This is a genomic window from Serratia montpellierensis (assembly GCF_020858655.1).
GTDB classification, from domain to species: domain Bacteria; phylum Pseudomonadota; class Gammaproteobacteria; order Enterobacterales; family Enterobacteriaceae; genus Serratia; species Serratia montpellierensis.
Window position 1 is genome coordinate 257,489 of the sequence record NZ_VOSN01000022.1, and the last position, 14,482, is coordinate 271,970.

The 14,482-nt window shown below is 61.2% G+C and carries 12 protein-coding genes; 3 read left to right on the forward strand and 9 right to left on the reverse strand.

Annotated elements, in window-relative coordinates; genetic code table 11:
• The 4 genes from FUU19_RS23480 to yebS form a co-directional block, all read right to left on the reverse strand.
• Positions 1-377, reverse strand: a 377-nt coding sequence (locus tag FUU19_RS23480; RefSeq protein ID WP_347343977.1) for a spore coat protein U domain-containing protein, incomplete at its 3' end; no start/stop codon positions are given.
• Positions 378-649: 272 nt separating this feature from the next.
• Positions 650-2,086, reverse strand: coding sequence for a 16S rRNA (cytosine(1407)-C(5))-methyltransferase RsmF (gene rsmF, locus FUU19_RS23485; protein WP_197833894.1), 1,437 nt, complete (start codon positions 2,084-2,086; stop codon positions 650-652).
• 102 nt (positions 2,087-2,188) lie between these two features.
• Positions 2,189-4,819 carry a PqiB family protein gene (locus tag FUU19_RS23490; RefSeq protein ID WP_141969216.1) on the reverse strand — a complete coding sequence of 877 codons (2,631 nt, stop codon included), beginning with the start codon at positions 4,817-4,819 and terminating at the stop codon, positions 2,189-2,191.
• Complete coding sequence (gene yebS, locus FUU19_RS23495; protein WP_141969214.1) at positions 4,788-6,035, reverse strand: membrane integrity lipid transport subunit YebS; 1,248 nt, start codon at positions 6,033-6,035, stop codon at positions 4,788-4,790. The genes FUU19_RS23490 and yebS overlap by 32 nt, the downstream gene beginning before the upstream one ends.
• A 255-nt stretch (positions 6,036-6,290) precedes the next feature.
• Between yebS and FUU19_RS23500 the strand changes: the two genes are divergently transcribed.
• From FUU19_RS23500 to prc, 3 genes are all read left to right on the forward strand, one after another.
• The gene (locus FUU19_RS23500) at positions 6,291-6,788 is read left to right on the forward strand and encodes a GAF domain-containing protein (protein WP_141969212.1); all 498 of its coding nucleotides are present in this window, start codon (positions 6,291-6,293) and stop codon (positions 6,786-6,788) included.
• A gap of 96 nt (positions 6,789-6,884) precedes the next feature.
• Positions 6,885-7,595, forward strand: a complete 711-nt coding sequence (gene proQ, locus FUU19_RS23505; protein WP_063989661.1) for an RNA chaperone ProQ — start codon at positions 6,885-6,887, stop codon at positions 7,593-7,595.
• A 19-nt stretch (positions 7,596-7,614) separates the two neighbouring features.
• The gene (gene prc, locus FUU19_RS23510) at positions 7,615-9,663 is read left to right on the forward strand and encodes a carboxy terminal-processing peptidase (RefSeq protein WP_197833892.1); all 2,049 of its coding nucleotides are present in this window, start codon (positions 7,615-7,617) and stop codon (positions 9,661-9,663) included.
• 67 nt (positions 9,664-9,730) lie between these two features.
• On the opposite strand, the gene FUU19_RS23515 is transcribed toward prc, so the two are convergent.
• Genes FUU19_RS23515 through FUU19_RS23535 form a run of 5 tightly spaced genes read right to left on the reverse strand, consistent with a single transcriptional unit; the run spans position 9,731 to position 14,480 of the window.
• Positions 9,731-10,576 (reverse strand): DMT family transporter, encoded by an 846-nt coding sequence (locus tag FUU19_RS23515; RefSeq protein WP_202669388.1) that lies wholly within the window; start codon positions 10,574-10,576, stop codon positions 9,731-9,733.
• Positions 10,573-11,880: an opine metallophore biosynthesis dehydrogenase gene (locus tag FUU19_RS23520; protein WP_230490497.1), complete on the reverse strand. Its 1,308-nt coding sequence runs from the start codon at positions 11,878-11,880 to the stop codon at positions 10,573-10,575. Before FUU19_RS23520 ends, FUU19_RS23515 begins: the two co-directional genes overlap by 4 nt.
• The gene (locus FUU19_RS23525) at positions 11,873-12,670 is read right to left on the reverse strand and encodes a nicotianamine synthase family protein (protein ID WP_230490498.1); all 798 of its coding nucleotides are present in this window, start codon (positions 12,668-12,670) and stop codon (positions 11,873-11,875) included. Before FUU19_RS23525 ends, FUU19_RS23520 begins: the two co-directional genes overlap by 8 nt.
• Entirely contained in the window at positions 12,658-13,443 is a 786-nt protein-coding gene (locus FUU19_RS23530; protein ID WP_197833889.1) for an ABC transporter ATP-binding protein, read from the reverse strand. Before FUU19_RS23530 ends, FUU19_RS23525 begins: the two co-directional genes overlap by 13 nt.
• Entirely contained in the window at positions 13,440-14,480 is a 1,041-nt protein-coding gene (locus FUU19_RS23535) for a FecCD family ABC transporter permease (protein WP_230490499.1), read from the reverse strand. The genes FUU19_RS23530 and FUU19_RS23535 overlap by 4 nt, the downstream gene beginning before the upstream one ends.
• Positions 14,481-14,482: the final 2 nt, after the last annotated feature.

Here is a 14,482-nt window from a genome sequence, read left to right on the forward strand (position 1 = left end):
CTGTCCTGATAAAGGTTGTAACTGATGTAGGCCGGTACGCTGCTGGCCATGCGCCGCTGGCTGCCGGTGGCGTTGAGGCCGTTGTCCAGCGCCACGGTATAGTTGGTGCCGGTGGTGCAGTTCAGCCCCAGCGTGCCGGTGCCGCCGCTGCCGGTGGCGCTGGCGGTGATGACGTTGGCCAGCGAAGAGTAGGTCCCGAAGCTGATCGAACCAAAGTCGTTGGTGGTGCCGGAACTGTTACCGCCGGTGACCACACAGCCGGCGCCGATGGTGATCGTCACCCCCACCGTGCCCTGAATGGTGCCCGCTGCGTTGGCTGTGCCACTGATGCACAGCAGAGGTGCTACCGAGGTCAAAACCATCAGAGTTTTTTTCATCATGATTCCTTGCCGTGTCAGAGAAAGCCCGCAAAAACGCCACCCAGAGCTGAGTTGAACGCATTAATTTACTTACATTTAAATTAATAGGATAAGAACGCGAAATTGTCTTGATCAAAGGCTAAAAACTTTTTTCTTTTCCGGCGGAGAAATACGGGCGGAGAGGCGGAATAGTGCAAGTTGGAAATGATTAGAATAATAACGAATGGCGATAGGAATATTATTAATGTTATTTTGGCGCCGGGGAATGCGGCTCCCCGGCACCGGATCGATTACAGGTGAAAATCCAGCGCGCCGTCGCGCACCAGCTCGCGCGGCAGGTTGTTCTTGATGCGGCTGCCGATGCGCTTGGCGATGCCCAGTGGCTGGCCCTGGTAGGTGACGATGCATTCGTCGCCGGCCGGCGGCTGCTCCGGGTAGAGATCGCGGCCGTGATACCACTCCTGCGCCAGCGCGGGGTCCAACTCAAAATGCGTTTTGCCGCCGGCGCTCGCCAGCGCGATCGCCGCCTCATGCTGCCAGCGGAAACCTTTCGGGAAACGTTCCGCCAGCTTGAGGCCGATACGTGAGAAGCGCACTTTACCGAACAGCGGTTCCAGCTCGGCCGGGAACAACCAGAGCTCTTTGTCGCGCTCCCACAGCCGGCTGTCATCGCCCCAGGTTAAACCGGATGCGGCGGCGGCATGGGCGACCAGCGCCGCCTCTTTGCCGGACAGCGGGCTGAACGGGAATTTACCCACTTTGTAGGTCGGCTTCGCCAACGGCGCTACGGCGTGCTGTTTTCGCAGGCGGGCGACGAAAAAGCCTTCGCTGTCGTAAATCTGCGGGAAGACGTGCAGGAAGCCTTCAGCGGTCAATGCCTTGTCAGCGCCGGGAAACAGCTCGCCCAGCGGTTCGACGCTGACCGCGTCGCCGTAGGTGTCCAGCAGCCAGCGCACCACCTGCTGGTTTTCCTGCGCATTGAGGGTGCAGGTGGAGTAAACCATCACGCCGCCCGGCGCCAACGCATGAAACGCGCTGTCGATCAGTTCGCGCTGGGTGGCGGCGATCTCGGCCACGCTCTGTGGCGACCAGTTGCTCATGGCATCCGGATCTTTGCGCACCACGCCTTCGCCGGAGCAGGGGGCATCGAGCAGAATGGCGTCGAAGCTCTCCGGCAGCGCGGCGCCGAACACCCGGCCATCGAAGTGGGTCAACGCGGTGTTCTTCACGCCGCAGCGGCTGATATTGGCGTGCAGCACTTTTACCCGGCTGGCGGAGTATTCGTTGGCGACGATGCCGCCCTGATTGCCCATCAACGCGGCGATCTGGGTGGTTTTGGAGCCTGGCGCCGCCGCCACGTCCAGCACCCGATTCGGTGCCGCGCCGCCCGCGAACAGCGTGCTGACCGGCAGCATCGAACTGGCCTCCTGAATGTAGAACAGGCCGCTCAGGTGTTCGGCGGCGCTGCCCAGGCGCAGTTCTTCATCGTCGCGCTCGATCCAGAACCCTTCCGCGCACCAGGGGATGGGTTCCAGTCGCCAGTCGTAATCCTGCACCAACGCCAGGAAGTCGGCGACGCTGATTTTCAGCGTGTTGACGCGCAGGCTGCGGCGCAGCGGGCGCTGGCAGGCGGCGATAAAATCTTCCATCGCCAGCTCGGCGGGCATGATGGCGCGGGTGGCGTCAAGGAAAGCGGGGGGCAGAAAAACGGCGGTGGATTTGGCCACGGGGCGAACTCTCAGGGTGCAATAAAGACAAGGGCGAGAGTTTATCACAACGCGGAAAAAAACAGGGCCCGGCAATGCCGGGCCCTGAAGAAAATGCGAAATTTAATCGCGCGGAATGGCGGTGCCCCAGGTTTTCCAGTCCTTCGGCTCTTCAGGATTCAGCAGGAAGTGTTTGTTCGGCGTCGCTTTCGGCGCCAGCGGAATGGTCGGCGGCGTGGCGAAGGCGATACCGCCGCGGATGAACTGCTGGAAGGTGCCGCTCTTGATCACGCCGCCGGTCAGGCCGAACTGCAGGTTGTACCCCGAAGCCAGCCAGAACACGCTGTTGTTGCGCACCAGATGCTGGTACTTCTTGCTGATGCGCAGCGCGACGTGCACCCGGTCTGACATGGCGCCAAGGTAGAAGCCGGTGATGGTGCCGACCTCTACGCCGCGGAACAGCACCGGCGTGCCGATCTGCAGCGAGCCGGTTTCGGCGGCGTCGAGCACCACGCTCAGGCCGTCGAGATAGCGCGAGTCGGTGATGCTGGCCTGCTGCAGCTCGAAGGTGCGCAGCTCGCGGCCGCGCCCCGGCTCCACGTTGATATAAGGCTGGAGCAGGGTATCGAGGTTGCTGACGCCGGCGGCGGAGATCTCAGGCGAAACGATCGAGAAACGGCTGCCCAGGCGTGCGAAGGTTTGCACGTATTCCGGATACAGCACCGCTTTGGCCAACACTTCGTTGCGCTCCGGTGCCAACTGCAGCGACTCCACCTGGCCGACGTCGATGCCGAGGTAGCGCAGCGGCATGCCCGCCGACAGCTTGCTGGCGTCGTAGGTTTTCAGCGTGATTTGGCTGCCCACCGCGCGTGCGGCGGTTTCGCTGGCGTACAGCACGCGGTTGGCGCCCTTGTTCAGCGTCACGCCCTGCAGGTTGTCGAAGCTGATGGCGCCTTTCAGCGCGCGGTTAAGCGGCGAAGCCTGCACCGTCAGCCCGCTGCCGTTGAGCTGCACCTTGGCGCCGCCTTCGGCCCAGAAGATGCTTTCGCGGGTCAGCAGCTTGCGGTATTCCGGGCTGATGTAGACGTCCACCTCAAACTCGTTGGCCTTCGGCCGAACGTTAACGATCTCGCCCACCTGGAATTTGCGATACAGCACCACCGAACCGGCCTGCACGTCCGGCAGGCTGGTGGCGCTGAGGGTCAAGGTGGTGGCCGGGGCGTTACCGACGATGCCTGCCTCGGCTTTCTCGCTGTTGGCATACAGCGGGTATTGGCCGCCCGGTTCCCCCTTGCTGCCCGGAATAATGCGCACGCCGCCGTCTACCCATTCCTGGGCGCTGGCGCCGAGCACTTCCATGCCGTCTATGCCCAGCTTGACGTCGAGGCGGCTGTTGACCACGAACTTGCTGTCTTTGTGCAGCAGGCCGCGGTATTGGGCGTCGATGGCGGCGGTGAACACCACGCCGCCGGCGGTCAGGGTGCGGCTCAGGATCTGGCCGACTTTCACGCCGTGCACCACCAGCGGCTGCCCGACGTCGATGCCGTAGCTTTGTGGCGCATTCAGCGTGACGGTCAGCACGCCCGGCTGTTGCAACAGCGTTTCGCTGCTGTCCAGCACGTTGAAGCGCTGCTGCGGCTCGCCTTCACCCGGCACCAGCTCCAGCGTGGTGCCGGTCAGCAGCTGACTGAGCTTGGCGTCGTTGAGGCTGATGCGCGGGCTGCGCATCACGATGCGGGTGCCGCTGCGCATCAGATCGACCACCGAAGGATCGATGGTCAGTTCACCGACCACTTTGCTGTCCTGTTGCAACGTCAGCTTGGTCAGGGTGCCGACCTGCAGCCCCTGGTACATCAGCGGCGTGCGGTTTTCACTCAGGCTGTTGCCGCTCGGCAAATCCAGCAGGATATTGACGCCGCGCTGGCTGTGGGCCAAATCAGGATACAGGGAATAGCTCTGATCGCCCTTGGCCTGCTGACCATCGGCCGGTGAATCGAAGGCGATGGCGCCGTTGACCAGCGCCGCCAGGCTCTCCATCTGCACCGTCGCGCCGGACAGGCTGAAATCGCCTTTGAAGCCGGAGACGTTCCAGAAGCGGCTGTTGTTTTTCACCAGATGGGCGAAGCGGCGGTCGATCAGCACGTCGATGGTCACGCCCTTATTGCCTTCGCTGATGGTGTAGTCGTACACCTTGCCGACCGGGATTTTGCGGTAGTAGACCAACGAGCCGCTGTTGAGCGAGCCCAGATCGTCGGCGTGCAGGTGAATCATCAGTTCGCCGGTGTTCAGACGGTATTTCGGCTGAGTATCGAGCGCGGCGAAGTGGGTTTGCGCCTTGCCGCTGCCGGGCATCATGCCGATATAGTTGCCGCCGACCAGCGCATCGAGCCCGGAGACCCCGGCCAGCGAGGCTTTGGGCGTCACCAGCCAGAACTGGGTGCCTTCGCGCAGCGAGTCTTCCAGATCGCTTTTGATGCTGGCTTCCACCACGATGCTGCGCAGATCTTTGCTCAGGCTGATTTTTTGCACCGTGCCGACCTCAACGCCCTGGTAACGCACCGGCGTGCGGCCGGCGACGATGCCCGCCGCCGATTGGAAATCGATGGTGACGGTGGTGCCGCGTTCCTGGAAATTGTTATAGACCAGCCACCCGGCGATCAGCAGGGCGATGAACGGCAGTAACCAGAACGGTGAAATGCGGCGTTTGTTCTTAACCCGCGCTTCAGTCGGTGTAGTCGGCGTTTCCTGTTGCATGTGCATCCCAAATCAATCGGCTATCCAGCCATTCAACGGCAAGAATAGTCAAAATGACCGCCGAGCCAAAGTAAAACGCGGCCGGTCCCATAGTAAAAGATAACAGCTGGTCGCGGTTTACCAGCGACATCATCAAGGCGATAACGAACAGATCGAGCATCGACCAGCGGCCGATCCAGGTGACCAGGCGCAGCAGACGAATGCGCGTTTTCAGGCTGTGCGAGGTTTTGAAATGGATACTGAACAGCAGCGTGATCAGCACAATCACCTTGGTAAAGGGCACCAGCACGCTGGCGATGAACACGATAGCGGCGATCGGCACGTTGCCGGAGGTGGCCAGCGAGACCACGCCGGAGAAGATGGTGTCTTCGAGCCGTACGCCGTTGGCGTAAATGATGGAAATCGGCAGCAGGTTGGCCGGTATCAACAGGATCATCGCGGCGATCAGCGCCGCCCAGGTTTTCTGCAGGCTGTAGGGCTGGCGGTGGCACATCGGCACGTGGCAGCGCGGGCAGCGGCCGCGCGCGTCGGGATAGCCGGTATAGTGGCAAGACAGGCAAATGTGCAGCGCCGCCGGCGGACCTTCCGGTTGTTCTTGCGGATAGTAACGCTCCCACAACTGCTCAAGGTTGGCGTGGATCAACGTCAGGATGCTGAGCAGGGTGAGCGACAGGTAGGCGATCAGCGCGCTGCCCGCTTGAATTTCGGCGTAATCCTGCACCTTGATCGCCGCCACCGCCATACCGATCAGATAGATGTCCAGCATTACCCACTCTTTCAGCCGCTCCAACATCAGCAGCACCGGGCGCAGGTTCATGCCGAGCGCGTGGCCGACGCGCAGGTACAGCAGCGACAGCGCCAGCGTCAGCGGGGCGCCGAGGGTGCAGAACGCCACCATGCTGGCGGTAAGCGGATCGCCCTGGCGGCTCATTTGCCAGATGCCTTCCAGCAAACTGGCGTCGATCCGCGTGCCGAGCAAGCGGATGCTGATCAGCGGTTCGGTGAAGGCGAACGGCATCAGCAGCAGCATGGCGATCGCCATGGCGGTCAGGCGCGTCATCGACCAGTCGCGGCCGTTCACCACCTTGGCGTTGCAGCGCGGGCAATAGGCGGCCTGATTGCCGCTGAGCGGCGGCAGCACGAACAGCAGGTCGCACTCGCAGCAGCGCTGGTGGCGCGCTTTGGAAAGGGGGGCGGTGATCGCGTGTATTTTCATTTTTGACAAGTCGCTGCCCTTGAGCCCGCCGGAAGTGTCAGCGTAGCTGAAAAATAAACCGGCCGCGTCACCGGCGATCGGGCGCCGGACGGTAAAACGAGGTAAACCGGGATTCTGAGCGGCAAACATACCCCGATCGGGAGGGTTTTGTGAAGCAACAGATGATTAACCTTGTGGCTATACGCATTTAATGCTTATTTTATAGAGCCTAAGCTTTGGGCTTCTGGCCATCTTCACTGTTTCAATGGTTAACACATGACAAAAGAACAATTCTACGCGGAATTAAAACGTGACCTGAGCGCGTTGCTCGGCGGGGAGACCAACTTTATCGCGGCGCTGTCCAACGCCAGCGCGTTGATCAACGAGCGTCTGGATGACGTGAACTGGGTCGGTTTCTATCTGATGGAGGGCGACCAGTTGGTGCTGGGGCCGTTCCAGGGCAAGATCGCCTGCGTGCGCATCCCGGTGGGCAAGGGCGTGTGCGGCACGGCGGTAGCGGAAAATCGCGTGCAGCGCGTCGGCGACGTGCATGCATTCCCGGGCCATATCGCCTGCGATGCGGCCAGCAATGCGGAAATCGTGCTGCCGTTGGCGGTTGGCGGCCGGACGATCGGCGTTTTGGATATCGACAGCACGGTTTATCAACGCTTCGACGAACAGGATGAAGCGGGCCTGAAAGCAGTGGTGACGGGGCTTTGTGAGCAACTGGAACAGTGCGACAGTGCGAAATATGTGACTGTAGCGGCAAGTTGATCGACGGTTAACGTGGCAATTACCGATGGCGTCATTATAATGACGCCTGTTCATGCCTGTGGCTTGTTGGCAATACCGTTGTAATCAGGAAATTTCATGGAAAATCAACCTAAGTTGAACTCTAGTAAAGAAGTCATTGCTTTTCTTGCCGAGCGTTTTCCGCTCTGCTTTAGCGCCGAAGGCGAAGCTCGTCCGCTGAAAATCGGTATTTTTCAGGATTTGGTAGAGCGCGTGCAGGGGGAAGAGAATCTCAGCAAAACGCAATTGCGTTCTGCCCTGCGCCTATATACCTCAAGCTGGCGTTATCTGTACGGTGTCAAGGTTGGCGCACAGCGCGTCGATCTGGACGGCAATCCGTGCGGTGAACTTGAGCAGCAGCATGTCGATCATGCTCGCCAGCAGCTTGAAGAAGCCAAAGCGCGCGTTCAGGCACAGCGTGCCGAACAAAACGCCAAAAAACGTGAAGCCGCCGGCGAATCCGCCGATGCCGCTCCGCGCCGTCCGCGTCCAGCTGGTAAAAAGCCTGCTGCACGTCGCGAAGGCGGAGCCGCGCCGGAAAACCGCAAGCCGCGCCCACAAACTCGCCCACAGCCCGCTCGCCAACCTCGTGAAGCAAAAGAGGAAAGCCAGCCGCGTTATGCGCCAGTCACGGATATCTCTAAACTGCAAATTGGCCAGGAAATCAAAGTCAGAGCAGGCAAGAGCGCGATGGATGCTACCGTACTCGAAATCGCTAAAGATGGCGTACGTGTGCAGCTCTCTTCCGGTCTGGCGATGATTGTGCGCGCAGAACACTTGCAGTTCTGATACGGAGGCCAACCAAGGCATGAACAAATTCGTCAGATTAACAGCGATTGCAGGGCTGCTGTGGGCGGGTGTCAGTTACGGCGCGGAAACAGCCAACATCCGCATCGGCCAACTGCCCCAACTGCAACAGGAACCCCAGCACGCTACGGTGAGTGAGCGCGTTACCTCGCGCTTCACTCGCTCTCATTACCGCCAGTTTGCCCTCGATGCGGAGTTTTCAGGCAAGATCTTCGATCGCTACCTGAACATGCTGGACTACAACCATAACGTGCTGCTGGCCTCCGACGTGGCGCAGTTCGCCGGCAAACGCAATCAGGTTGGCGAAGAGCTGAAAACCGGCAAGCTGGACACCTTCTACGCGCTGTTCAATCTGGCGCAGAAACGCCGCTTTGAGCGTTACACCTATGCGTTGTCATTGCTGGAAAAGCCGATGAACTTCACCGGCAATGGCACTATCGATCTCGACCGCAGCAAAGCGCCGTGGCCGAAAGACAAGGCCGAACTGGATAGCCTGTGGGATGCGAAAGTCACCTATGACGAGCTGAACCTCAAGCTGACCGGCAAGACCGACAAAGAAATCCGCGACACGCTGACCAAGCGTTATCAGTTCGCCATCAAGCGCCTGACGCAAAGCAACAGCGAAGACGTCTTCCAGCTGGCGATGAATGCCTTTGCGCATGAAATCGACCCGCACACCAACTATCTGTCTCCGCGCAATACCGAGCAGTTCAACACCGAGATGAGCCTGTCGCTGGAAGGCATCGGCGCGGTGCTGCAGATGGATGACGACTACACCCTGATCAACTCGATGGTGCCGGGCGGTCCGGCGGCGAAGAGCAAGGCGATCACCGTGGGCGATCGCATCGTCGGCGTCGGCCAGGCCGGCAAACCGATGGTGGACGTGATCGGCTGGCGTCTTGACGATGTGGTGTCGTTGATCAAAGGGCCGAAAGGCAGCAAGGTGCGCCTGGAAGTCCTGCCGGCCGGCAAGGGCACCAAAACCCGCGTGGTCACCTTGACCCGCGAGCGCATCCGTCTGGAAGACCGCGCGGTGAAAATGACCATCAAGACCGTCGGCAAAGAGAAGGTGGCGGTGTTCGACATCCCCGGCTTCTACGTCGGTCTGACCGATGACGTGAAAGTGCAGCTGCAGAAGATGGCCAAGCAGAACGTCAAGAGCGTGATCATCGACCTGCGTACCAACGGCGGCGGTGCGCTGACCGAAGCGGTGTCGCTGTCCGGCTTGTTCATTCCGAGCGGCCCGGTGGTACAGGTGCGCGACAACAACGGCAAAGTGCGTGAAGACGCCGACACCGATGGCGTAACTTACTACAAAGGTCCGCTGGTGGTGCTGGTCGATCGCTTCAGCGCCTCCGCCTCCGAGATCTTCGCGGCGGCGATGCAGGACTACGGCCGCGCGCTGATCGTCGGCGAACCGACCTTCGGGAAAGGCACCGTGCAGCAGTACCGTTCGCTGAACCGCATCTACGACCAGATGCTGCGCCCTGAGTGGCCGGCGCTCGGTTCGGTGCAGTACACCATTCAGAAGTTCTACCGCGTCAATGGCGGCAGCACCCAGCGCAAGGGCGTGACGCCGGATATTCTGATGCCGACCGGTGTCGATCCGGCGGAAACCGGCGAAGCGTTTGAAGACAACGCCATGCCGTGGGACAGCATCAATGCGGCGACCTACAGCAAGACCGGCGATCTGACGCCGTTCGAGCCGGAGCTGCTGAAAGATCACCAGCAGCGCATTGCGCAAAATCCGGAGTTCCAGTACATCGCGCAGGATATCGCGCATTACAAGGCGCTGAAGGATAAACGCAACATCGTGTCTCTCAATCTGGCGGTACGCGAGAAAGAGAACCATGATGACGATGCGACCCGTCTGAAACGCATCAACGAGCGCCTGGAACGCGCGGGCAAGAAGCCGCTGAAATCGCTCGACGATCTGCCGAAGGATTACCAGGAACCGGATCCGTACCTGGATGAAACCGTGCATATCGCGCTGGACCTGGCTCATCTGGAAAAAGATCAGCCCGCTCAGCAGCCAACGCCGGCCAAATAAGGCCGCGTCAGGCAGGATGAAAAACGCACCCTCGGGTGCGTTTTTTTATGGCCGCGTCACGCGCGGCTCAGACGGCTTTCTTGCGGTGGCGCAGCCCGAGCTGGATGCAGGAAACCACCACCAGCAGGCAACCGATCAGCGACAGCAACAGCGGAACTTCGTGCCAGAACAGCCAGCCCCAGGCGATATTGAAAACGATGCCGATATAGCGCACCACCGAAACCACGATCAGGTTATCGGAGGAAAAGGCCTGGGTTAAGACGACCTGTCCCAACAGCGACACCAGGGCGATGGCGAGCAGGATGGCAAACTGGTAGACGTTGGGCCAGACGAACGCGTTCCACATCAGCGGCAGCGAAATCAGCGTTGCGATAAACAGGAAATAGAACACGATCTCGTAGTTGTGGTGGCGCTTGCTGAGCTTGTTGACCGACAGATAGGCGATCGAGGCGAATACCGCGCTCATCACGCCCACCAGCGATGCCAGGGTATAGGCCGAGAAGTGCCACGGCCGCACCAGCAGCACGGCGCCGATGATGACCAGCGCCAGCCAAAATGCGGTGTTGGCGCTGATCCGTTCACGCAGCACCAGCAAGGAGAGCAGAATGGAGAAAAACGGCGACAGGTAGGCCAGCATGCTGGCGTCGGCCAGCGTGAGGTGGGCGATGCTGTAAAAATAACAGATGAGATACAGTCCGCCCATAGTGCCTCGTAATACCAGCAGCGGCCGGTCTTCGCGGCTGAAGGCGACGCCGTGGCGATACATCAGCAGCAGAACCAGCAGGCAGCCGATGCTGCTGCGAAAGAACACGATTTCCCCGGTGGGGATGTCGTCGGCGATGGTTTTGACCAGCGCATTCATGACGCTGAAAATCAGCGAGGCGAAAATGGCCAGCAGCGCACCCTGATTCATGCTTGCCCCCGCCACTGACGGTAGGTGATGGCCGCCTGTTCGTCGCAGGTATCGTCCAGCAACGAATGATGGCAATGTTCGGCGCCGATCCGCGTGACGAAGCTCTGCAGCGCCTGCTGAAAGCGCGCCAACAGGCGCTGGGCGGCGGGCATCTCGACACCAAGCCGTTCCGCCAGCAAGACCAGAACGCGCAGTTTGCGCACGTCCTCTTGCGGCACGCGCGGTAGCCGCCATAGCCCCTGCGCATCTTGAAAGACGCGGGCGACCCTGACGGCGGAAAAATCATAGTAGCGGCCCTGCGCGTCCGGTTCGGAATAGGGATCGACCAGCAGCGCGGTATAGCGCGTAAACAGCGCATAGCGTTGCTCCGCCGGCGCGAGCTGCGGGAAATGGTCAATCCAGCGGCGGCTCACCATGCGGGAGGGAACCGGGTAGCTGTCGTCGTTCAAAAAGCGCAGCAGGTTGATGCCCTCGACGCCGAGATGGTTGAGCAGCCTTTTGTAATCCTCCGACAGTTCGAGCATATCAGCGATCACCTCGGGGCAGATGGGGCCCTCGGGGTGGGTTTTATACAGGTATTGCACCGGTGCCTGCGGCTGGAATATCGCCTGCAGCGTGGTGTCGGCCAGCGCCAGCGGCGGATGAACATAGTTGGTGATGCTGAAGCGCTCGGCGGCCAGCAGGCTGTCGCAGCGCCGGGCGTCGATAGCGTGATGCGCCAGCACCGAACAGATCCAGTCGAGTTCGGCGCCGTCTGACGCCGGGCTTTGGGCCGCGAGATAGATCCGCTGTTTAAAGGCCTTGGTATAGGCACGGTAGGGCTGCGCCGCATCCTGATATTTGGTGTCGGCGTAATAACTGGACAGACTGATGATTCCGACGTGGGATTGGCCGGCCGCCTGCAGCAGGTTTTGCACCATCAGGCCGGAGCCGATGGACGGGGAAAGCAGGATCAACGACCGCAGGTGGGGCAAGGTAGCCCACGGCACCTGCCGCAACACGTCGTAATAGTGGTCGGTGGGCACGGCGAGGATCAGCCGTTGCCAGTCGCCGCCGATGAGCGACAGATCGTCACAGTAGCTGGCTATCGTCACCTGCGCATCGCGCTGGGTCTGCTGCGCCTTGCCGACGCCTTCCAGAGATAGAGTGGGCGTGTGCGCCAGATGCGCCTTCAGGCGTTGCCCTTTCTCGCTGGCGCGATTGTACAGGCCGATGCGCGTGTCGGCCGTGGCCTGGATATCCGCAGCCAATTGGATCGCCGCCGGACCGGCGCCGAGGATCAGGGTAGGAAAGGCGTTATTCATGGCGATGAGACTCCAAAATCAAGAGGTCGTACAGCGGGGTGGCAACCGGTTTACCGCTGACGCGCCAGGGTGAACTGTCAGCCAGATGGTGATAAGGGCAGTTGAAGATCGACTTAAGGCCGTTCCCGTAGCGCAGCAGCAGTTTGCCGCGCTGAGGCAGTAAAGGCCGCAGCTGCGTCAGCAGGGTTTGTTTGTCCGCCACCAGAGAGGCGATGATGATGTGATCGATGTCGCAGTCGGTCAGGCCGTTCAATTTATCGATGCAGGGGATTTGCCGTGACAGCCCCAGATGGTGCGTGAGGCGGCGGGCAAAACGCTGGGCCGCCGGGTCGCAATCGTAGCAAATGACGGTAGCGGAGAGCCTGGCGACCAGCGCCAGCGCGGTGGTGGGCAAGGCGCCGCTGCCCACCAGCAACACCCGTTCGCCGGGTTTGATGCCGGCGGCGGCGATCTCCAGTTGCAGGGCGCTATCGAAACTGTTCAGGTAGGCGTTGGCCTGCGCCTGCTCCCGGCAGAGCGTCGAAACGCGATGCTTCTCGTAATCGCACAAAGCGGCATTGGCGACTGCTCGCAGCTGGGCGATCTGCGCCGTTATCAAACGGTCGTTTTCCAGCTTGCGGCGATAGGCCTGCAGCTGCGGCAGATCGTTAAAGGCCTGCAGGCGGCTGAAGCGCCGTTCCAGCAGGGAAAAATGGCGCCGATCTTGCCGGGCGGAACGGTGGAGCTGGTGGATTTCCTGTTGCAAGCCGGCGAGTTGCGCCAGCATGTCCGCCTTGGTCAGAGTGTACATGGGGTTTCTCCGTGTGCGTGTAACAGCTGTGTCGGCAGCAGAAAGGGGTAGCCTTGGGGGCTGATGCCGCTTTCGATACCGACGCCAAATACGCGGGACATCATCGGGTGCCCCATCATCTGATGGGTGTCGCCGTGGCAAATGACGCGTCCGTGCTCGAGCAAGGTGAGAGAATGGCAGTAGCGCAGCGCCAGCCCCAGATCGTGGATCACCAGCAGCGTGATGCAGCGATGACGCCGGCTGTAGTCGGCGATCTGATTGAGCACGCGCAGCTGATGGTGGATGTCCAGCGCGCTGGTGGGCTCGTCGAGTAAAATGAGCTGCGGCTGAGAGACGAAGGCCTGCGCCAGCATCACCAACTGCCGTTGGCCGCCGCTGAGGCGGTTGAAGGGGCGATCGGCAAGCGCCGAAATGCCGCATTCCGCCAGCGCCTGTTCGACCGCGTCGGCCTGGGCGGCGCTGACGCGCCAGCCCAACTGGCGTACCCTACCCAGCAGCACCATTTCAAACGCGGTCAACGCCGACTCGCTGCGATTCAGCTGCGGCACATAGGCGATGCGGCTGGTTTTCGGATCGAGCGGGCGCTCGCGGTAAGCGATAGCGCCGCTGTGCGGCAGCATGCGATTGATTGCTTTGAGCAGCGTGGATTTGCCGGCGCCGTTGGGGCCGATGATGCCGCCGAGCTTTGCCTCCGGCCAGGCCAATGAAACGTCGGCTAACAGCTGACGTCGATGCAGCGTGACGCCGACGCCGGTGAGGGTCAGTTGAGTCATGGGCGTTTAACCTGTCGGGTGACGAAGTAGAACAGCACCGGCACGCCGATTAAGGCGATAACGATGCCGATGGGCACTACGCCGTTCGGCAGCACCAGTTTGGCGACGATCGACGCGCACAGCAGCAGCAGGCTGCCGCAAAGGGCGGAAATGCAGATCAGATAGCGTTGATCCTCGCCCACCAGAAAACGGGCGAAATGCGGGGCGATCAGCCCGACGAACCCGATGGTGCCGACAAACGAGACCGAGGCGGCCGTCAGCAAGGTCGCCAGCAGAAAGGCCAGCTTGCGCAGCCCGCTGACGTTGATGCCCAGCCCCTGGGCCTGTTCTTCGCCGGCGGACAGTGCGGTCAGGCGCCAGGCCAGCCGCAGGCTGACGACCAGCGCGCAGAACAGGACGCCGCCGGTGATCGCCACGCCGTGCATATTGGCTTTGAGCAGGCTGCCGAACAGCCAGAAGACGATTTGCTGCATGGCTTCCGGCGAGGCTATAAACAGCAGCAGGGATTGCAGCGACTGAAAGAAGAACAGCACCACGATGCCGCTCAGCACCAAAATTTGCGGCGTCATGCCGCGGCGCTGTCCCAGCAGATAGATAGGCACGCAGGCGAGCAACGCCATCAGCGAAGCCAGCAGCGGCGTGCCCAGCGCCAGCGCGCCGCCCAGGCTGAATCCGGTGATGATCGACAGCGCCGCGCCAAACCCCGCCGCGGCAGAGATCCCCAGCGTATAGGGGCTGGCGAGGGGGTTGGCCAGCACGGTCTGCATCAACAAACCGGCCAGCGCCAGGCTGGCGCCGACGACCAACGCGGTGAGCGTCATCGGCAAGCGAATCGACCAGAAAACCACCTGATGCAGCTCGTTGCCTGGCGCGGAGCCGGGCCAGAGCATCCGCACGATATCCGTGAGGCTTAGGTGGGCGGCACCGACGGTCAGATCGATGACGGCGGCCGCCAACAGCGCGCCGAGCAGCGCCAGCGTCAATAACCCGCGGCGCAGTCTGCGCCGTTGCAAAAACGCACGTCCTGTGTGAACCACGG